The organism is Sporosarcina sp. Y1009, from assembly GCF_057669865.1.
Genome location: NZ_JBYHFO010000028.1, coordinates 1 through 19,038, shown reverse-complemented (window position 1 = coordinate 19,038; position 19,038 = coordinate 1). Strand labels below are relative to the sequence as shown.

At 39.6% G+C, this 19,038-nt stretch carries 18 protein-coding genes, 1 tRNA gene, 1 other RNA gene and 1 other annotated feature; of the genes, 4 read left to right on the top strand and 16 right to left on the bottom strand.

Translation table 11 applies throughout. The features are described 5' to 3' along the window. Positions 1-67: 67 nt before the first annotated feature. The 6 genes from AC25Y1_RS19110 to ffs form a co-directional block, all read right to left on the bottom strand. Complete coding sequence (locus tag AC25Y1_RS19110; RefSeq protein ID WP_488149605.1) at positions 68-307, bottom strand: pro-sigmaK processing inhibitor BofA family protein; 240 nt, start codon at positions 305-307, stop codon at positions 68-70. An 81-nt stretch (positions 308-388) separates the two neighbouring features. After that, positions 389-601: a YaaL family protein gene (locus AC25Y1_RS19105; protein ID WP_488149603.1), complete on the bottom strand. Its 213-nt coding sequence runs from the start codon at positions 599-601 to the stop codon at positions 389-391. A 42-nt stretch (positions 602-643) separates the two neighbouring features. Further along, positions 644-1,240, bottom strand: coding sequence for a recombination mediator RecR (gene recR / locus AC25Y1_RS19100; RefSeq protein ID WP_488149602.1), 597 nt, complete (start codon positions 1,238-1,240; stop codon positions 644-646). Positions 1,241-1,251: 11 nt separating this feature from the next. Beyond that, a complete protein-coding gene (locus AC25Y1_RS19095) occupies positions 1,252-1,572 on the bottom strand; it encodes a YbaB/EbfC family nucleoid-associated protein (protein ID WP_488149601.1) in 321 nt (106 codons plus the stop codon). 58 nt (positions 1,573-1,630) lie between these two features. Continuing rightward, a complete protein-coding gene (gene dnaX, locus AC25Y1_RS19090; RefSeq protein WP_488149604.1) occupies positions 1,631-3,403 on the bottom strand; it encodes a DNA polymerase III subunit gamma/tau in 1,773 nt (590 codons plus the stop codon). A 125-nt stretch (positions 3,404-3,528) separates the two neighbouring features. Next, positions 3,529-3,794: signal recognition particle sRNA large type (gene ffs / locus AC25Y1_RS19085), an RNA gene on the bottom strand. A 115-nt stretch (positions 3,795-3,909) separates the two neighbouring features. Here ffs and AC25Y1_RS19080 point away from each other — a divergent pair. Next, positions 3,910-4,002: transfer RNA gene (locus tag AC25Y1_RS19080), tRNA-Ser, on the top strand. A gap of 127 nt (positions 4,003-4,129) precedes the next feature. On the opposite strand, the gene thrB is transcribed toward AC25Y1_RS19080, so the two are convergent. Genes thrB through AC25Y1_RS19065 form a run of 3 tightly spaced genes read right to left on the bottom strand, consistent with a single transcriptional unit; the run spans position 4,130 to position 7,376 of the window. Beyond that, complete coding sequence (thrB, locus tag AC25Y1_RS19075; RefSeq protein ID WP_488149600.1) at positions 4,130-5,023, bottom strand: homoserine kinase; 894 nt, start codon at positions 5,021-5,023, stop codon at positions 4,130-4,132. Then, entirely contained in the window at positions 5,023-6,078 is a 1,056-nt protein-coding gene (gene thrC, locus AC25Y1_RS19070; protein WP_488149599.1) for a threonine synthase, read from the bottom strand. The genes thrB and thrC overlap by 1 nt, the downstream gene beginning before the upstream one ends. 2 nt (positions 6,079-6,080) lie before the next feature. Beyond that, on the bottom strand, positions 6,081-7,376 hold the full coding sequence (locus tag AC25Y1_RS19065; protein ID WP_488149598.1) for a homoserine dehydrogenase: 1,296 nt from the start codon (positions 7,374-7,376) through the stop codon (positions 6,081-6,083). A 155-nt stretch (positions 7,377-7,531) separates the two neighbouring features. Here AC25Y1_RS19065 and AC25Y1_RS19060 point away from each other — a divergent pair, with 155 nt between their 5' ends. Next, on the top strand, positions 7,532-8,902 hold the full coding sequence (locus tag AC25Y1_RS19060) for an aspartate kinase (protein WP_488149597.1): 1,371 nt from the start codon (positions 7,532-7,534) through the stop codon (positions 8,900-8,902). Between the two features lie 189 nt (positions 8,903-9,091). Here AC25Y1_RS19060 and AC25Y1_RS19055 read toward each other — a convergent pair whose 3' ends face one another. Further along, positions 9,092-9,736, bottom strand: a complete 645-nt coding sequence (locus tag AC25Y1_RS19055) for a deoxynucleoside kinase (RefSeq protein ID WP_488149596.1) — start codon at positions 9,734-9,736, stop codon at positions 9,092-9,094. Continuing rightward, a complete protein-coding gene (locus AC25Y1_RS19050) occupies positions 9,733-10,371 on the bottom strand; it encodes a deoxynucleoside kinase (protein ID WP_488149595.1) in 639 nt (212 codons plus the stop codon). The genes AC25Y1_RS19055 and AC25Y1_RS19050 overlap by 4 nt, the downstream gene beginning before the upstream one ends. Before the next feature lie 157 nt (positions 10,372-10,528). Here AC25Y1_RS19050 and tadA point away from each other — a divergent pair, with 157 nt between their 5' ends. Next, on the top strand, positions 10,529-11,029 hold the full coding sequence (tadA, locus tag AC25Y1_RS19045) for a tRNA adenosine(34) deaminase TadA (protein ID WP_488149594.1): 501 nt from the start codon (positions 10,529-10,531) through the stop codon (positions 11,027-11,029). Positions 11,030-11,049: 20 nt separating this feature from the next. Here tadA and serS read toward each other — a convergent pair whose 3' ends face one another. Together serS and pdxS are read right to left on the bottom strand one after the other, a co-directional pair. Then, complete coding sequence (serS, locus tag AC25Y1_RS19040; protein WP_488149593.1) at positions 11,050-12,327, bottom strand: serine--tRNA ligase; 1,278 nt, start codon at positions 12,325-12,327, stop codon at positions 11,050-11,052. Positions 12,328-12,393: 66 nt separating this feature from the next. Next, positions 12,394-12,612, bottom strand: a binding site (T-box leader). Between the two features lie 151 nt (positions 12,613-12,763). Further along, positions 12,764-13,615, bottom strand: coding sequence for a pyridoxal 5'-phosphate synthase lyase subunit PdxS (pdxS, locus tag AC25Y1_RS19035; RefSeq protein WP_488149592.1), 852 nt, complete (start codon positions 13,613-13,615; stop codon positions 12,764-12,766). 98 nt (positions 13,616-13,713) lie between these two features. On the opposite strand from pdxS, the gene pdxR reads away from it, so the two are divergent. Beyond that, entirely contained in the window at positions 13,714-15,129 is a 1,416-nt protein-coding gene (gene pdxR / locus AC25Y1_RS19030; RefSeq protein WP_488149591.1) for a MocR-like pyridoxine biosynthesis transcription factor PdxR, read from the top strand. 18 nt (positions 15,130-15,147) lie between these two features. Here the strand turns inward: pdxR and AC25Y1_RS19025 are convergent, their stop codons facing one another. The 3 genes from AC25Y1_RS19025 to AC25Y1_RS19015 form a co-directional block, all read right to left on the bottom strand. Then, the gene (locus tag AC25Y1_RS19025; RefSeq protein WP_488149590.1) at positions 15,148-16,482 is read right to left on the bottom strand and encodes a serine hydrolase; all 1,335 of its coding nucleotides are present in this window, start codon (positions 16,480-16,482) and stop codon (positions 15,148-15,150) included. A 162-nt stretch (positions 16,483-16,644) separates the two neighbouring features. After that, a complete protein-coding gene (gene guaB, locus AC25Y1_RS19020; protein ID WP_488149589.1) occupies positions 16,645-18,111 on the bottom strand; it encodes an IMP dehydrogenase in 1,467 nt (488 codons plus the stop codon). A 103-nt stretch (positions 18,112-18,214) separates the two neighbouring features. Next, a complete protein-coding gene (locus tag AC25Y1_RS19015) occupies positions 18,215-18,694 on the bottom strand; it encodes a glutathione peroxidase (RefSeq protein WP_488149588.1) in 480 nt (159 codons plus the stop codon). Positions 18,695-19,038: the final 344 nt, after the last annotated feature.

The window sequence follows — 19,038 nt, the reverse complement described above, 5'->3', positions numbered from 1 at the left end:
GTTGTATCCTGGTCTCTTTGGCGACATTCATAACTATAACAGCTTGTTCTTATTAACGCAAGCCTTTTTATAAAAAGAATGCCAACGCACATATTGATGCAAGTCCAGGAACCCCCAAAACCGCAATCACTAGGCCGGAAGCTATATTAACAGGAACATAAATACCAATAAAACCTGCAGCAACATTCATAGTAAACAAAACTAGAAAAGCAAATGCTAACCGAAACCAATAGACTGCTATCCGTTCAAAAACCTTTTCCACTTGCTTCTTGTCCATTAATAGAAAGAGTAGAATTAAACCTACCACAATTATCCCAATAGCTATTTTCACGAGAACGCTCCTTTTTTATGTTGATTGATACATCATATGCGGTCTCGTGAAAAAATATTATTCCATTCCAAGTTTACGTGCTTTAGCCTCTTTGTATAAATAGAAATGTTTACTCTCAGCAATTTTCCTGCGGATGATGACTTCCTGATCATAATCATCAAGATGACGTTCAACAGTTTTTGCTTGTTCCCATTCAGTTCTAGTTTCAATCATTAACGAACGAAGATACTCATCGTACTCTTTTTTAAGTTTACTCTTCCTTTTAAACATCGATTTCGCTCCTCAGAGAATTAGCTATTGGTAACTCGGCTTCTAAAGTTCTCGACGACCTTCCAGCGCTCTGGATAGCGTAACTTCATCTGCATATTCCAAATCTCCACCAACCGGCAAGCCATGAGCAATTCGCGTTGTCATGATACCTGATGGTCTGACAAGTCTTGAAATATACATTGCAGTAGCTTCTCCCTCGATTGTTGGATTAGTTGCTAATATCAGTTCTTCTACTTCCTCATCTTGAAGACGAGTTAATAGAGAGGGAACGTTAATATCTTCTGGCCCAATACCATCCATCGGAGAGATTGCGCCGTGTAGAACGTGATAAAGGCCTTGATAATCCCTCATCTTTTCCATAGCAATAACATCTTTTGGATCTTGAACCACACAGATTAGCGACTTATCACGAGACTGATCTTGGCATATATGACAAGGGTCGATATCTGTAATATGTCCGCATACTGAACAAAAACGTAGATTTCGTTTTGCATCGACGAGTGCCTTTGCAAAATCAAGAACAGTGTCTTCCTTCATGCTGAGCACAAAAAACGCCAGTCGGCCCGCAGTTTTCGGACCGATACCTGGCAACTTCATAAAACTATCCATTAGTTTTGAGATTGGTTCTGGATAATGCATATTTTTTCCTCCTAGAACATTCCAGGAAGGTTCAATCCTTTCGTGAATTGTCCCATCGTGGAGCTTGATAATTCTTCAGCCTTTTTCATTGCTTCATTTGTAGCAATGACGACTAAGTCTTGTAAGATCTCAACATCTTCAGGATCTACAACGTCCAGATTAATAACAACTTCAAGTACTTCTTTATCTCCAGAAACAACGACTTTAACCATACCTCCGCCAGCAGTACCTTCTAAACGCTCTTCACCTAATTTTTCTTGTGCCTCTGCCATCTGTTTTTGCATTTTCTGCATTTGTTTCATCATGCCTTGCATATTTCCCATACCACGCATGTTATTTCCTCCTTATTATTTAAGAATTATCTACAGTGCTTTAAAAAAGACTGCATCTTTAATCATCATATACTTCTATGAATTCTTTGCCAAAGATATTTTCCGCTTCCGTAACAATTGGATCAAGATTTTCCTGTTCTGCTTCTTGTACAAATGACAGTACAGCTTCTCCTTCTTGTTCCGATGTTGTTTGATTATCATCCGAAGCCTCTGTTCTGCCTAAATTATTATTCTTAATATAATCTTGACGAACTTTTTGCCAGCCTTCCTCAGGTACATACACTACCTCGTATGCTTTTCCAGTTTGAGACTGTAATGCATTTGATAAACTCGACCTCAGTGATTCATTTTCGGAAGCCATTCGGCAATGAATCTCATACTTGAATTTTAACACAAACGATTGTCCAGAGGCAGCAACTGGCTCTGTTTCTTCAAGAAGTGCTGAATGTGACTTTTGCATTGTCTGCATCATACCCGCCCAGTTTTCCCGGATTGTTTGGATGTCTTGTTTTGTAGCAGATTTTAAAACCTCATTAATTTTACCTGTTGGAATTTTAAATGACTGCGATGACCTCGATGGATTCTTTTTTTGTACAGAGGTATCACCGGATCCGCCTTGCATGGAAGCGCCCGACTTAATTTGTTGTTGCAACTCACTGACGAGCTGCTCTAATTTCGTAACTTTATCCATTACAGCTGAATTAATGGCTGGATTGCTGTCGGATTGAACTTGGGTTGTCGGACTTCCTTCTATATGAATCATTTTCAAAAGGGCCGACTCAATATAAACTTTTGCGTTATTGGAAAACCGCATTTCTTGTTGTGTTTTTGAAAGAATGTCAATGAATGAATACAAGACATCAGGATCAAAGCCATTAGCCATCTCTACAAATTGATCATCTCCGGAAACAAGTTCCAACAGATTTTTCAATTCTGGCGCTGTGCGCAATAATAATAAATCTCGAAAAAAAGTGATTAAATCTTCCGCTAAACGGGCGACGTCTTTCCCTTCAGAGACTAGACGATTAAATAACGATAATGCTGAACCTGCTTCTTTTTCAAGTAATGCTTGGGCTAGCTGATAAAATACTTCTTCACCTATTGACCCCGTTACAAGAAGCGCATCATCAACAGTCAAATTTTCACCACTGAACGATACGACTTGATCAAGCATACTTAGTGCATCACGCATTCCACCGGATGCAGCTTGAGCAATAATTTTCAATACATCTTCATTAGACTCTATCCCCGTATCGTGAAGGACTGTTTTCATACGCTCAATAATATCAATTTGTGTCAACGGTTTAAAGTCGAAACGTTGACATCTTGAAATAATCGTTAAAGGTAGTTTATGCGGTTCAGTTGTCGCTAAAATAAATACCGCATGAGATGGTGGTTCTTCGAGTGTTTTCAACAATGCGTTAAAGGCCGAGTTTGAAAGCATATGCACTTCATCGATGATATACACTTTAAATCGTGAATTTGATGGTGCAAATCGGACCTTCTCTATAATTTCTCTCATTTCTTCAACACGTGAATTCGACGCAGCATCAAATTCAATGACGTCTGTATCCGAACCTTCGGTAATACTAAGACAAGTTGGGCATTCATTGCACGGTTCTTCCGCTGGACCGTTTTCACAGTTTAGTGCCTTTGCAAATATCTTTGCAGCACTGGTTTTCCCGGTACCTCGTGGCCCCGAAAAAAGATATGCATGTGTTGTCTTATTATGAAGGAGAGCATTTTGTAGCGTCTGTTTCACATGTTGTTGACCAGACATTTCACCAAACGTTTGTGGCCTATATACACGGTAGAAAGCTTGATACACCAACATTTCCCTCTCCTTTCACTTCGATACCATAATACTTTAATTGTACCACAATTGATTTCTCTTAACATTTTATCAAATAAAAAACTCGCCCAATTCCTCGGACGAGTTGAATTATCTATGTAATGCCGTGCACCTTCCTCCGACAGCCGAACATAAGCGTTACTCATGTCGCCAGCTCAGTCTAGGCGACCCTACGGCACATGGAAAATTCCACTTAATGCTGCTTCCTTCCGGACCTGACATGGTTCGTGGGTTCCCATTGCGCAGGACCCAAACGTCGACACTACGTGCATAAGGCAGACCAAACACTCGGACAGCCTCGGGAAGGGATTCAATCTTGCTAGAGCGGATTGCAAGTTACAGGGCTCCGCTACTTCCCCATCTAGCACGGCATTACCAATTATACTAAACATACTCATAAAAATCAATACAAAATTAATATTCTACTTTTACAAAGTAATTGTTGACATATTTATTGGTACGTGATAAATTATTAATTGTCCTATGGAGGAATACCCAAGCCTGGCTGAAGGGACTGGTCTTGAAAACCAGCAGGGGTGTTAAAGCCCGCGGGGGTTCGAATCCCTCTTCCTCCGCCATATTTTAACTTAGCGCATAAGTTTAGAGATTGATCTTTCAAAGTCGACGACTAGTCGACTTTTTTATTTTATAACTTAATAAAAAAGCGGAGCTCCTAATGGAATTCCGCTTTTTTTCTACGCTCATTTACTTTACTCTTGCGCCCATAATGGCGGGATTTACAGCGATACAGTCGTAGTAAGGAAATTGTTTGGTGAGTTTTTTAGAGATAACTTTTGCTGAACCATCTTCGACAATGACAAATAACGATGGACCTGCTCCGCTAATTGTCATACCGTAGGCTCCAAGTAACTGACATTCAGTTCGAATAGCCTCAAAATCTGGGAATAGATGCTTTCGAAAAGGCTCATGAAATCCGTCTTTTTCCATCATACGACCAACAGTTTGCCAATCATTTCGAACAATTGCTGCTGACAATACAGATCCAGCTGCACTACTGCGCGACGCCTCTTTATGTAGCATTTCCTTGGGAAGTAACCCCCTCGAATCTTCTGTTGCCAATGCTTTTGGCGGTATTAACACAACAGCACAAACTTCTGGTTTTTCCACATGTATATAATCAATTGTTTCTCCGTCAAAATAAGTGATGACAGCACCCCCTAAAAGTGCGGCTGATACATTATCCGCATGCCCTTCTAGTTGACTCCCGAGTAATACTTTTTCACGATTAGACAGATTTAAATCCAATAGATGGTCCGCAATCACTATACCTGCAGCAATGGCGGATGCACTACTACCAAACCCTTTACCAAGCGGTATCGCGGATTCGACCTCGAGTTTTAAAGGCGATGCTGATTTACCATGTTTTTTCGCCACATTGATGACAGTTTTTACAATCAGATTATCTTCACCTACAGCTAAATTTGTAAAATCCGCGCCTGTATAAGTTACTTTCCACACATCATTTTGATGAACGCTAACAGTCATGGATAAGTCTAATGCGAGTCCTACACTATCAAATCCCGGGCCGAGGTTGGCGGTTGACGCCGGAACGACGACCGAAAATCCCGGCATATTCATTAGTTTTTCCCCGCTTTCAAGTCAGCTAGTAATTGATCAAACTGATCACGCGATAACATCGGTTGGTCTTTATTCACTTCAATAGCTGTATCAGGATCTTTTAATCCGTTTCCTGTTAACACTGCTACAATTGTCGTTCCTCTTTTCAATGAACCATTTTCAATCTGTTTTTTCACACCTGCGATAGATGCACATGAGCCAGGCTCTGCAAAAACACCTTCTCTAGAAGCAATAAGCTGGTATGCTTCTAAAATTTCTTCATCCGTCACAGCTAAGATCGTTCCTTCTGATTCTTTCAAAGCATTTTTAGCCAATTCCCAACTTGCTGGGTTTCCGATTCGAATAGCTGTTGCAACTGTTTCTGGATTTTCAAATACTCGGTCATAGACAATTGGTGCAGCTCCGTCTGCTTGAACACCTAATAATTCAGGAAGCCCCGTTCCTTTTTTATCGGCATATTCTTTAAATCCTTTCCAAGCTGCAGAGATGTTTCCTGCATTTCCCACTGGCAAAGCAAATACATCTGGCACTTCTCCGAGTTGGTCTATCGTTTCAAAAGCAATCGTTTTTTGTCCTTCCAAGCGATATGGATTCACTGAATTTACCAGTGCTATATCGCCTTCACCTGCTTCTCGAACCATTCTTAGTGCTTCGTCAAAGTTTCCTTCGATTTCAACAATTTCTGCACCGTACATTTTTGCTTGCGCCATTTTCCCTAAGGCAATACGACCTTCAGGAATCACGACGATTGTACGCATTCCTGCACGTGCACCGTAAGCTGCTGCAGATGCTGAGGTATTCCCCGTTGATGCACAGATTAAGACTGTTTTTCCTTCTTCCTTCGCTTTTGCAACGGCCATAACCATACCGCGATCTTTAAACGAGCCTGTCGGATTCAGACCCTCTACTTTCACATATAAATTAACGCCCCATTGTTCGGACAGATTTTCTAAGTGAATGAGTGGTGTATTCCCTTCCTGTAATGTTAAACTCGGTGTGTTTTCCGTTACGGGAAGCCATTCTTTATATTCTTCAATTAACCCTTTCCATCTCATCCTTATTTCTCTCCTTCAACGCGGTAATGACTTAATACTTTAAGTACTTCCGGTGTTTGATTTAGTTCTTCCATAACATCTAGATGTTGTTGACGTGACATGCGATGTGTGATGAATACAAGTTCTGCCCCTGATTCTTTTTTATCAGGATGTTGGACGACAGTTGCTAAACTTGCACCGTGATTGCTATAAATGGCAGTTAGTTTTGTTAAGACGCCGACTTCATCTTTTACTAAAATCCTGTGAAAATAGCGAGCAAATCGTTTGGCATCGCTTTTAATTTTACGTTCATGCTGAGGGGCATGGAGTCTTTTTCCATTCATACCAAGTAATAGATTTCGACAAGCTGCGACGATATCTGCTGTCACCGATGTAGCTGTTGGAAGTGATCCAGCCCCTGGCCCGTATAACATCGTTTCGCCGACTGCAGCTCCATATATATAAACTGCATTATATTCATTGTTCACAGAGGCGAGTGGATGTGCGTTCGAAAAAAGAACTGGTTCAACTGCAACCGCAATCCCGTCCTCATCTTTTTCTGCGGTCCCCGCTAATTTCACGGTATAGCCAAATTCTTCTGCTAGCTCTACATCGCCATCTTGAATTTCTTTCAATCCCCTGACGAATACATCGTCTAAATGGACTTCTGTAGAGAATGCCAATGAGGCTAAGATAACCATTTTTCGAGCTGCATCAATGCCGTCGACGTCTGCTGACGGATCCGCTTCTGCAAAACCTAGTCGAGTTGCTTCAGCTAATGCAGCTTCGTAAGACATATTTTCATGTTTCATTTTCGTTAACATAAAATTTGTCGTTCCGTTAACGATTCCTGTTAATGCGCTAATTCGATCAGAAGCGAGTCCATCTTCCATCGTACGAATCAGTGGAATTCCGCCACCAACACTAGCTTCATAAAATAAATCGCATTTCATTTCATCTGCAAGTTGTAATAATTCTTGACCGAATTCTGCCATCACATCTTTGTTCGCTGTGACAACGCCTTTTCCTGCAAGGAGTGCGCGTTCAATAGCATCTTTCGCACCGTTCGTACCGCCCATTACTTCAATGATTAAGTCTATAGATGGATCATTTAGGAGCTCATCCAAATTATTTGTAAATACATCCGCCGATAATTCTGTATCTCTCGATTTCGTAATATCTTTAACTAGTACTTTTTTAATCGTAACTTCGACGCCAAGTTTATATTGTAAGTCTTGTTGATGCCCGTGCATTATCTTTGCGACACCACTTCCAACTGTTCCAAAACCCAATAATCCAATATTAATATTCTTTTTCATTTGACGATTCTCCTAACTATATGTACACTATGTAAATACAATTGACCTGTGCATAAGGACATTATAAGGATGTTCCACAATAATTACAACCCCAACGGTCAATCTTTACTTTTAATTAACTATATATTACTAATAGAGAGATAGGATTTGATGAAATGAAAGTATGTAAATTTGGTGGAACATCAGTCGCTACGGCAGAACAGATTAAGAAAGTTGCAAAAATCATCAAGAGTGACCCTTCTAGAAAAATTATCGTTGTCTCTGCACCGGGGAAACGCTTTAGTGATGATGAGAAAGTGACAGACTTACTTATTAAACTAGGGGAGGCAGTTCTTAACGGGAATCATTTCGATCGTGAATTGGAAGAAGTCGTCGATCGATATCGATTGATCTCGACAGGACTTGGACTTGAAGAAGGAATTATAAGTGTTATTGAAGCTGATTTACGCGAGCGTATTTCTACAAATCAGGCAGATGAAAGTCTCTTTATGGACACGATCAAAGCAGCGGGTGAAGATAATAATGCAAAGCTAATCGCCAATTACTTTACGCATATTGGACTTGAGGCAAGATATGCCTGTCCTAAAAAAGCAGGGTTACTCGTAAACAATCGACCTGAACGTGTGCGAGCATTACCAGAGGGATATGACCGTCTTGAGAAATTAAAGGATGAACCTGGCATAGTTGTATTCCCTGGATTCTTCGGCTATACCGAAGACGGGACATTGAGGACGTTTAATCGCGGTGGTTCGGATATTACAGGTTCAATCGTTGCAGCGGCCATTCGTGCAGAACTATATGAAAACTTTACAGATGTCGATTCTGTATTTGCTGCAAACCCTAACGTTGTCAATCAACCCGTTGCGATTGAAAAAATGACATACCGGGAAATGCGTGAACTTGCCTATGCAGGTTTTTCTGTTTTCCATGACGAAGCACTAATGCCTGCATTTCTCAGATCGGTTCCTGTTTGTATAAAAAACACGAATAATCCAGAATGCCCAGGAACCCTAATTGTAAAAGACCGAGATCATTCGGCACAACCTGTCATTGGCATTGCCGCGGATAGTGGTTTTTCAACATTATTTGTCTATAAATACTTAATGAACCAAGAAATTGGTTTCGGACGTCGCTTATTAGAAATATTAGAAGACGAGGAAATCCCATACGAACATACCCCTTCAGGAATCGATAATCTATCGGTTATCATCAGAAGTGAATTTTTAACGGATGAAAAGGGTGAGCGAATTATTCGCCGGGTAAAAGAGGAATTAGAGGCAGATGATGTCCATTTACGAAATACGGACTATTCTATGGTTGTTCTCGTGGGCGAAGGCATGCGCCATACAAAAGGTCTTGCTGCACGAGCTGCGTCTGCTATTTCACGCACAGGTGCGAACATTGAAATGATTAACCAAGGCTCTTCTGAAGTGAGTCTCGTTTTCGGAGTAGATAAAAAAGATGAAACGAAAATATTAAGAGAGCTTTATCAAGAATTTTTTAGTGATGTCGTTTCCTATGTATAAATACAAGGGGCTTTCCAATAAGTACGCAAAATTTAAAGGTTAAGAAATGATTCCATTTCTTAACCTTTTTTCACTCCTATATGATTTGGCATGAAATTTCTAGAAAACCGCCAGATAGAACCCATTCAGTGAAAAATCAACGAATAAAAAAGCAACCAGATAAAAATGGTTGCTTGTTGAGAAATTGTATTAAAAACTACTTCCAATTCGGGCAATTACTTGTTCTATTTCTTGTGGATTTTTCATTAAATCATAATCATTAATATTAATCTTCAAGACTGGACAAGCATCGAAAGAGTTAATCCAATGTTCATAACGTCCGTGCATCTCTTCCCAATAAGTGATCGGTGTCTGTTGTTCCATCGGGCGGCCCCGCTCTTCAATGCGGCCCAGAATATCTTCCATCGAACCATCCAAATAAACGAGTAGATTTGGATGCGGGAAATAAGGCGTCATCACCATCGCTTCAAATAAATCCGTGTATGTATCATAATCGACCGATTCCATTGTTCCATTGTCCGCATGCATTTTTGCAAAGATACCTGTATCTTCATAGATAGAACGATCTTGGATAAACCCGCCACCACTTTCAAAGATACGCTTTTGTTCTTTAAAGCGCTCCGCTAAGAAGTATATTTGCAAATGAAAACTCCATTTTTTAAAATCATCATAAAAACGATCTAAATAAGGATTCTCATCCACATTTTCAAAAGAAGTTTTAAAGTCCAGTGCATCGGCAAGTGCTTGTGTCATTGTTGATTTTCCAACACCTACAGTTCCTGCTACAGTAATCACTGCATTTTTTGGTATCCCATATTTTTCACGTAAGTTCATGTAAAACTAACTCCTTTTCGAATCGTTGAATCGACTGTATCTAATATAAACTGCAGGTCTTCTTTATTGTTTACAAAATCAAGATCATCCCCATTAAAACGAAGTACAGGAATATTGGGATGTGATGATTCAAAATGCGTAATAAACGTATCGTAATCACAGGAAAGTTGTTCTAAGTAAGCACGGTCCATGTTTTTCTCGAAATCACGTCCGCGTATTGAAATTCGTTCCATGAGCGTGTCAATACTTGCATGTAAATAGACAATGATATTCGGAACCGGCATATCTTTCGTTAAAATAGTGTATATTTCTTCATATTTTTTATACTCAATCGAATCCAGTGTCCGCTTCGCAAAAATCAAATTTTTAAATATGTTGTAGTCTGCAACGACCGATTTTTGTTCAATCGTTATTTCTGTCTTAATATCACTAAGTTGTTTATAGCGATTGCATAAGAAAAACATTTCGGTTTGGAAACTCCATTCCTCAATGTTATCGTAAAATTTATTTAAAAACGGATTTTCGTCGACGATTTCTTCGAGCAAACGAAACTGTTGTGTTTCTGCAATTGCTTTAGATAGCGACGTTTTTCCGACGCCAATCGGACCTTCCACTGTTATAAACGGAACAGGCATCAGAAGTCCTCCTTCATCTTTCATAATTATAGTGCTCTTTATTTTAACACACGCTTGAAATGAAAAACAGCGGATTCAAGCTATATTTCGACAATATTATTCCACGTGGAACAATTTACATCAAAAAATGCTACACTATGGCTAGGGAGCGATGGTTATGGATGAAAAAGATACTAAATACATGCAAATGGCAATCGATGAAGCGATGAAGGCGCGCACGCTCGGTGAAGTCCCGATTGGTGCAATCATCGTTCATGATGATAAAGTCATCGCGCGTGCGCATAATTTACGTGAAACGACTCAAAATGCAGTTACCCATGCAGAGTTGTCAGCGATACAAGATGCGTGCCATGAAATAGGAAGTTGGCGACTTGAAGAAACAACTTTATACGTCACACTTGAACCTTGCCCAATGTGCGCAGGTGCCATTTTACAATCACGTATTCCACGCGTTGTCTACGGCGCGCGTGACCCAAAAGGCGGATGTGTTGATACACTATATAGACTCCTTAATGATCCACGGTTCAACCATGAATGTGAAGTGGCAGAAGGCGTACTTGGAGATGAATGTGGGGAAATACTAACTTCCTTTTTTAGAGATATTCGAGCGCGTAAGAAAAAGGCAAAAAAAGAGGCGTCACCCAAAGTCGAAAATTGACCAAAGGTGAAGCCTCTTTTTTAGTTTGTAATTACTTCTTTACCGCCCATATAAGGACGAAGCACCTCGGGGATGATTACTGATCCGTCTTCTTGCTGGTAATTTTCAAGAATTGCCGCTACAGTTCGACCAACCGCAAGTCCACTTCCATTTAGCGTATGCACGTATTCAGGTTTCGCGCCTGCTTCACTTCGATAGCGAATATGCGCACGACGCGCTTGGAAGTCTTCAAAGTTTGAACATGAAGAAATCTCGCGGTACATGTTTTGTGTCGGAATCCATACTTCGATGTCATATTTCTTCGCTGCTGTAAAGCCAAGATCCGCCGTACACATATTGAGTACACGGTACGGAAGTTTTAATAGCTGTAACACTTTTTCCGCATGACCCGTTAATTTTTCAAGCTCTGCATAAGAATCCTCCGGTTTTACTAACCGCACAAGCTCAATTTTATTAAACTGGTGCTGGCGAATTAAACCACGCGTGTCTCGACCTGCAGAACCGGCTTCTGAACGGAAGTTTGAACTATAGGCTGTAAACGCAACCGGAAGCTGCTCTGCATTTAAGATTTCATCACGGTGGAAATTCGTTACAGGCACTTCAGAGGTTGGAATTAGGAAGTAATCTTCTTCTTCCACGTGAAACAAATCCTCCGCAAACTTAGGAAGTTGACCTGTTCCTGTTAAACTTTCTCGATTTGCTAAATAAGGCGGTATAATTTCTTCATAACCATGTTCATCAATATGAAGATCTAGCATGAAGTTAATAAGCGCCCTTTCTAAACGTGCACCAAGACCACGATAGAATACAAAACGACTTCCAGTAACTTTTGCAGCTCTTTCAAAATCTAGTATATTTAAATCCGTTCCAAGATCCCAATGCGGTTTTGCTTCAAATTCGAATACTGGAATTTCACCCCAAGTACGAATTTCAACATTATCATCTTCGCTGTCACCAAATGGAACACTGTCGTGCGGGATATTCGGAATACGCATCATGATGTAGTTCAATTTTTCTTCGACATCGTGTAGTTGGTCATCCAACTCTTTAATTTCGTCTCCAACTTCGCGCATCCGGACAATCATTTCGTCGGCATTTTCTTTATTACGCTTCATCTTAGCGATTTGTCCAGAGACAGTGTTTCGCTCTGCTTTTAGTACTTCTGTTTTTACGATAAGTTCGCGTCGTTTTTCATCCAAACCACTAAATTGATCGAAATCTGTAAGATCTTCCCCACGTTTTGAAAGCTTTTCTTTTACTTCATCAAAATTCGCTCTAACTTTTTTAATATCTAACATGTTAACTCCTCCTTATTTTGTAGACACATGGAATTTAGACAACAAAAAAAGCCCTCTATCCCCTATACAAGGGACGAGAACTACCCGCGTTGCCACCCAAATTAACCAGACTTAAAGTATCTGATTCACTCCATTGAAATAACGGTTCAAGTACCGGCATAGGCCTACTAATTATTTCAGCCCAGCTACTCAGGGACGGATTCGCAATTGTTTTTATCGGCTCGCACCACCCGCCGACTCTCTTTTAAAAACCTATTTGCTACTGCTTCCCATCATCGTTTCACATTTGAAATTATTATTACCATACTATATCAAAGAATTTTTGGCAAGTCACAAGGAAATTATTCTTGGCCTATTTGATCTTGCATGTGAAGGTAATTTCAAAATAAAATACGCCTACTCTATGTGATGACACATTAGAGTAGGCGCATAATTTTTACTGACTACGATCTGCCATACGTTCACTTGCGGAAAGCGATGACATTTCAATGCCTTTCATTGGTTGGCCAAGATCCTTTGATAATTGAACAAGCAACTCATAGTTTTGGTAATTTTGAGTAGCCTCAACAATTGCACGTGCAAATTTCTCAGGATTTTCCGATTTAAAAATTCCAGAACCGACGAACACACCATCCGCACCGAGTTCCATCATTAATGCCGCATCAGCTGGTGTTGCTACGCCGCCTGCCGCATAATTTGTTACTGGTAAACGGCCTGCTTCTTTAATCGCTAGCAGGATCTCATACGGTGCACCTAAAATACGTGCTTCTGTCATAATTTCTGCTTCATTCATATGAACAAGCTTATTCACTTGTGCATGTACCTTACGTAGATGACGAACCGCCTCTACAATATTTCCTGTTCCTGGTTCACCTTTTGTACGAAGCATTTTTGCACCTTCACCAATTCTTCGTGCAGCTTCCCCGAGATCACGTGCCCCGCAAACAAACGGCACTGAATAACTACTTTTCAATAAATGAAATTCATCATCTGCCGGTGATAATACTTCACTTTCATCGATGAAATCTACACCCATCGCTTCAAGTAAACGTGCTTCTGAAATGTGACCGATTCTCGCTTTTGCCATAACAGGGATTGATACTGCCGCTTGCACTTCTTCCACAATACTTGGATCTGCCATACGTGCAACTCCGCCTGCTGCGCGAATATCTGATGGAACGCGTTCAAGTGCCATTACTGCAACCGCACCAGCCGCCTCCGCTATTTTTGCCTGTTCACCATTAATAACGTCCATAATGACGCCACCGTACTTCATATTTATAGTCATAATCCTTCCTCCTATTCATATTGTTCAGTATACTGGATGATGACCATATTGAAATACTCAGTTTCGCATAATTTGACGGGGTCAGTGGAGGTTATTCTATGGAAATACTGTTAATTGAACTTGATAAAAATTCGCCAATCCCTTTATATGAACAAATTTACGACCAGATTCGTATGGATATAACAAACGGGAAATTACAAGTTGGAAGAAAGCTGCCTTCAAAAAGAAAACTTGGTGAGTTCCTTAAGATAAGTCAAACAACCATTGAACTTGCTTATGGCCAACTGACCGCTGAGGGGTTTATTTCTGCGATACCAAGAAAAGGTTTTTACGTCCAAGCGATTGAAGAACTTGCTTACGTCCAACCGATAGATTCTACTTTGGAGCCAACTCTCCAAACATCTGAAGAAATTCTCATCGATTTGTCACCAGGCGATATTGATACGGATTCTTTTCCATTTACGCAATGGCGAAAGTATGCGAAAGATGTCATTGATGAATCTTCTAAAGAGCTTTTGCTACTCGGTGATCCACACGGTGACCTCCCGCTTCGACAAGAAATTGCACGTTATTTATATCACTCAAGAGGCGTCAACTGCACACCCGAACAAATAATTGTCGGCTCAGGCACAGAACAACTCATGCCACTAGTAATCCGCATACTCGGAATTGATGCTACTTATGCAATTGAAAACCCCGGCTATCCATTAACTCATCATGTTTTTTATCATAATAACCGGAAAGTATATCCCGTTGAAGTAGACCAAGAAGGAATGGATATCAGCATGCTTCAAAAGTCGGTAGCAAACGTCGCCTATTTAACCCCATCACATCAATTTCCAACGGGGACAGTACTTTCTGCAGCACGAAGAACAGCCTTACTGAATTGGGCAACCTCTCATAACAATCATTTTATTATCGAAGATGATTATGATAGTGAATTTCGTTATACAGGAAGACCCATTCCAGCTTTACAAGGCATGGACAAGGGTGACAATGTAATTTATTTAAGTACTTTTTCTAAATCACTTATGCCTTCCTTACGGATCGCCTATATGGTGTTGCCCGGCGTTCTGCTTAAACGGTACAAGGATGCCTTTATTCACTATGCATCCACCGTCCCGCGCCTTGACCAACACATTCTTGCACGTTTTATGGCGGATGGACAGTTTTCTAGACATTTAAATCGAATGCGAACAATATACAGACGAAAACTTCAAACTTTGATCGAGTCAATTCAACCATACACACCCTATATTTCCTACTCAGGGGAGGAAGCGGGCATGCATATCATTATTACAATTCATGATAACCGAAACGAAGAGGAGTTAACGCAAGCGGCTAAAGCAGCCGGAATTCGAGTTTATGGTTTAAATAAATATCGAAAAGAGCCTATTAAAAACGAACCCTCATTCCTCATTGGATTCGGTGGCTTATCCCTCGACACTATAAAAAAAGCGATAGATACACTCATGATAGCCTGGGAAATAAATAAAAGCAGTGAATCTAAGTAGATTCACTGCTTTTTATATTCAATCAAACCAGCCTTTAACAAAACCTGTTGCACTATCCCAGACTCCAACAAAGAAATCACCGACAGCACGCATTGATAGGGAGAACCAACCAGCCTTCTCGACTGACCCTATCGTTACAACTTCAACCTTAGGATGATTTGAATCAACAAATCCTAATTCTTTGCCATCCTCACGAACTAACTCTATATGACCAACAACTGTACCTTCTTTAATTGGCGCTACCAGTTCTTCAGCAGATTTATCAAGGATAAGTTTAGGTTTATATAAATCATTTTCACTCGATTTAATCATCATTTTCACTGGATCTTTAACTGCTATTTCCACAGTTGCTTCTTTACCCTTATTAACATCTAATGTTTGCTGATTTTCAAACTTATAACCAGCGGGTACAAATTCTACTTCTGAAAATTGAGCAAAACCATAATCAAATAATGCACGCGTGGCATCAAAACGTGCCTCATACGAACCTTTACCTTGATCATCAACTGCATTCATAACGACTGCAATTACCCGTTTACCATCTTTTTCAGCAGTTCCGGTAAAACAATATCCGGCAAAGTTTGTCGTTCCAGTTTTCAGTCCGTCTACACCTGCATACTCATAAACAAATCCTGGAAGCATAAAGTTCCAGTTATCCATTTTAATCGCATCTTCAGTACCTTCTCGGAAAGTTTTTGTTGTGACACTCGTCGTTTCTAGAACTTCCGGAAAGTCTTTTAGTAAATGATATGCAAGCTTTGCAACTGATTTTGCAGGCATCACGTTCTCATCTTCTGGACCTGTCCCTTTTGGATGCATGCCTTGAAGATCGCCGTTATTCAACCCCGTCGTATTCACAAATTTATAATCTTTAAGACCAAGTTCTTCTGCTTTCGCATTCATTAAATTTAGAAACTCTGTTTCAGTTCCTGCAATTGTTTCAGCAATTGCAATTGTGGCCGCATTTGCAGAATAAATTGCAGTTGCTTCATACAATTCACGAATCGTATATGTACCATCTGCACGTAGTGGAACATTACTCAGACGACTATCTTGCGAAATCTTATACGTATAGTCATTTACTTTGTATTCCTGATCCCAAGTGATTTTACCTTCTTCAATTGCTTCAAAAAGGATATATTCAGTCATCATTTTAGTCATACTTGCAATGCCATATGGTGTGTCGGCATCTTTTTCATATAAAACTTTTCCACTTTCTGCGTCTATTAAAATTGCCCCGTCAACGTTTAGTCCTAAACCCGTTTCGGCAGCAGCTGGAACAACACCCACTGACATGATAAACAAGAGTGGAATGATAATCATTGCAACATATTTACTAATTCTCTGTTTCAAAACCTTACCTCCGTTAATGCGATTTCCCCTTAATAATTTTACCACAAATTCCACATGACTTGGGAACTATAACAAAAAAAGCATCTTTCCGCATATATCAAGACGCAGGAAAGATGCTTAAGTTCCCTAAAACTTATAGAAGTTATTTCTAACAATTAATTTTTATGAAAGTGTATAGTTTGGTGCTTCTTTTGTAATTTGAACTTGGTGGGGATGGCTTTCTAATAACCCTGATCCCGTCATGCGAATAAATTGAGCATTTTCACGGTGATCAAGAAGATTTCTAGACCCACAATACCCCATACCCGCACGTATTCCTCCTACTAATTGGTGAATCGTGTCTGCAATATCACCTTTATAAGGGAGTCGACCTTCAATACCTTCAGGAACAAGTTTTTTTGCATCTTCTTGGAAATATCGATCTTTTGAGCCACGTTCCATCGCACCCAATGATCCCATTCCACGGTAAACTTTAAAACGACGTCCTTGGAAGAGTTCTGTTTCACCCGGACTCTCAGTTGTACCCGCTAAAAGACTTCCGAGCATCACAACATGTCCACCAGCAGCAAGTGCTTTCACAATATCCCCAGAATACTTGATCCCACCATCAGCGATCATTGTTTTCCCTAGTTCTCTGGCAACAGATGCGCACTCGTAAATTGCTGTGATTTGTGGAACGCCTACCCCTGAAACAACCCGTGTTGTACAAATAGAACCTGGACCAATTCCTACCTTAACAACATCTGCACCAGCTTCGTACAATGCACGAGCGCCTTCTGCTGTGGCAACATTTCCCGCAACAATTTCAATTTCAGGGAATTCATTTCTAATATTAGCTACTGTATCAAGCACACCTTTTGAATGGCCGTGTGCAGTGTCAATGACAATGAGATCCACTTCAGCTTCGACAAGTTTCTGCACACGAAGCATAGTGTCAGTCGTAACACCAACCGCAGCACCGACAAGTAGTCTTCCGTGATTATCTTTCGCAGCATTTGGATACTCCATCACTTTTTCAATATCTTTGATTGTGATTAAACCATTCAAAATACCTTCTTCATCGACAATCGGTAGCTTTTCAATTTTATATTTTTGAAGAATTTTTTCAGCATCACCTAATGTAGTTCCAACAGGCGCAGTTACAAGATTATCTTTCGTCATAACATCATTAATGAGAAGAGAAAAGTCTTGAATAAAACGCATATCTCGGTTAGTAATAATGCCAACTAATTTAAGCTCTTCTTCATTATTAACAATTGGAACACCTGAAATTCTGTATCTGCTCATTAAATGTTCAGCGTCGAAAACCTGGTGGTTCGGTGTTAAGTAAAATGGATTTGTAATAACGCCATTTTCAGAGCGTTTAACAGTAACAACTTGTTCAGCCTGTTCTTCGATACTCATATTTTTATGAATAACACCCAGTCCACCTTGTCTTGCCATAGAAATAGCCATTCGTGATTCGGTAACTGTATCCATACCAGCACTAATTATTGGTATATTTAACTTAATCTTTTCTGTTAAATCAACAGAAAGAGATACGTCTTTAGGTAATACGTCAGATGGTCCTGGTATGAGCAACACATCGTCGAATGTTAGACCTTCACGTGCAAATTTTGATTCCCACATCTTAATCTTGCCTCCCCGATTTCTTTTTGAATATTATTTGAATGTTATCAGCGACCATACGACCTGTCAAGGTTCTTTCCTTTAGTAAATGTATTCGTACTTTTCACTGAATAATTTCCTCGATTTTTCTTTTGATTTTTAATGGTGATGTTTGTGGTGCAAAGCGTTCAATAACAGTTCCCTCTTTATTTACGAGAAATTTTGTAAAATTCCACTTAACCCCATTCGTCAACATACCTTTTTTTGCAGAAGTAAGGTATTTAAATAACGGATCCACATCGCTACCTTTAACGTTAACCTTTGCAAACATCGGAAAGCTTATATTATAAATTAATTTACAAACCTTCATTGTACTTTCAATATTTTCATATTCCTGATCTCTGAAGTTATCAGACGGAAAGCCAAGAACAACAAATCCTTGGTCTTCATATTCCTCATAAATCTTCTGTAAATCATTAAATTGATTTGCAAAACCACATTTACTTGCTGTATTGACTATTAGTAGAGGCTTACCTTTAAATTCAGCCATAGATTGTATCGTTCCATCTGGTTTTGTTACAGATATATCGTATAGATCATTCATATTAACATCTCCTATCTTTTCATCATAAATTGAATAGCGTTTAACTACAATAATTTTGTTTTCATTCAACAATTGAATGAAAATAAAATTAGTTATCTATAGAACTTTTTACCAATTTGTGTTTTTAGGAGATCGTTTTGTCGTTTTAGTATGTACTTTCATTAGCTTTCAAGAGATTTTAAATGTTTTTAAAGGGTCATTTCTATATTTTTCAGGTCTTTTACTACAAATATTTGTAGAAATACTTCTTTTAAGACCAGATTATCATACTTTTATTATCGAAAGATATATCTTTCGACAATAAAAAAAAGCCACTACCATAAGGTAATGACTCTTTTAGTGCC

Coding starts and splice junctions, on each gene's coding strand:
- AC25Y1_RS19105 (WP_488149603.1), bottom strand. CDS start 601: ATGTTTAAAAGGAAGAGTAAACTTAAAAAAGAGTACGATGAGTATCTT.
- recR (WP_488149602.1), bottom strand. CDS start 1,240: ATGCATTATCCAGAACCAATCTCAAAACTAATGGATAGTTTTATGAAG.
- AC25Y1_RS19095 (WP_488149601.1), bottom strand. CDS start 1,572: ATGCGTGGTATGGGAAATATGCAAGGCATGATGAAACAAATGCAGAAA.
- thrB (WP_488149600.1), bottom strand. CDS start 5,023: ATGAATATGCCGGGATTTTCGGTCGTCGTTCCGGCGTCAACCGCCAAC.
- thrC (WP_488149599.1), bottom strand. CDS start 6,078: ATGAGATGGAAAGGGTTAATTGAAGAATATAAAGAATGGCTTCCCGTA.
- AC25Y1_RS19065 (WP_488149598.1), bottom strand. CDS start 7,376: ATGAAAAAGAATATTAATATTGGATTATTGGGTTTTGGAACAGTTGGA.
- AC25Y1_RS19060 (WP_488149597.1), top strand. CDS start 7,532: ATGAAAGTATGTAAATTTGGTGGAACATCAGTCGCTACGGCAGAACAG.
- AC25Y1_RS19055 (WP_488149596.1), bottom strand. CDS start 9,736: ATGAACTTACGTGAAAAATATGGGATACCAAAAAATGCAGTGATTACT.
- AC25Y1_RS19050 (WP_488149595.1), bottom strand. CDS start 10,371: ATGCCTGTTCCGTTTATAACAGTGGAAGGTCCGATTGGCGTCGGAAAA.
- tadA (WP_488149594.1), top strand. CDS start 10,529: ATGGATGAAAAAGATACTAAATACATGCAAATGGCAATCGATGAAGCG.
- serS (WP_488149593.1), bottom strand. CDS start 12,327: ATGTTAGATATTAAAAAAGTTAGAGCGAATTTTGATGAAGTAAAAGAA.
- pdxS (WP_488149592.1), bottom strand. CDS start 13,615: ATGACTATAAATATGAAGTACGGTGGCGTCATTATGGACGTTATTAAT.
- pdxR (WP_488149591.1), top strand. CDS start 13,714: ATGGAAATACTGTTAATTGAACTTGATAAAAATTCGCCAATCCCTTTA.
- guaB (WP_488149589.1), bottom strand. CDS start 18,111: ATGTGGGAATCAAAATTTGCACGTGAAGGTCTAACATTCGACGATGTG.
- AC25Y1_RS19015 (WP_488149588.1), bottom strand. CDS start 18,694: ATGAATGATCTATACGATATATCTGTAACAAAACCAGATGGAACGATA.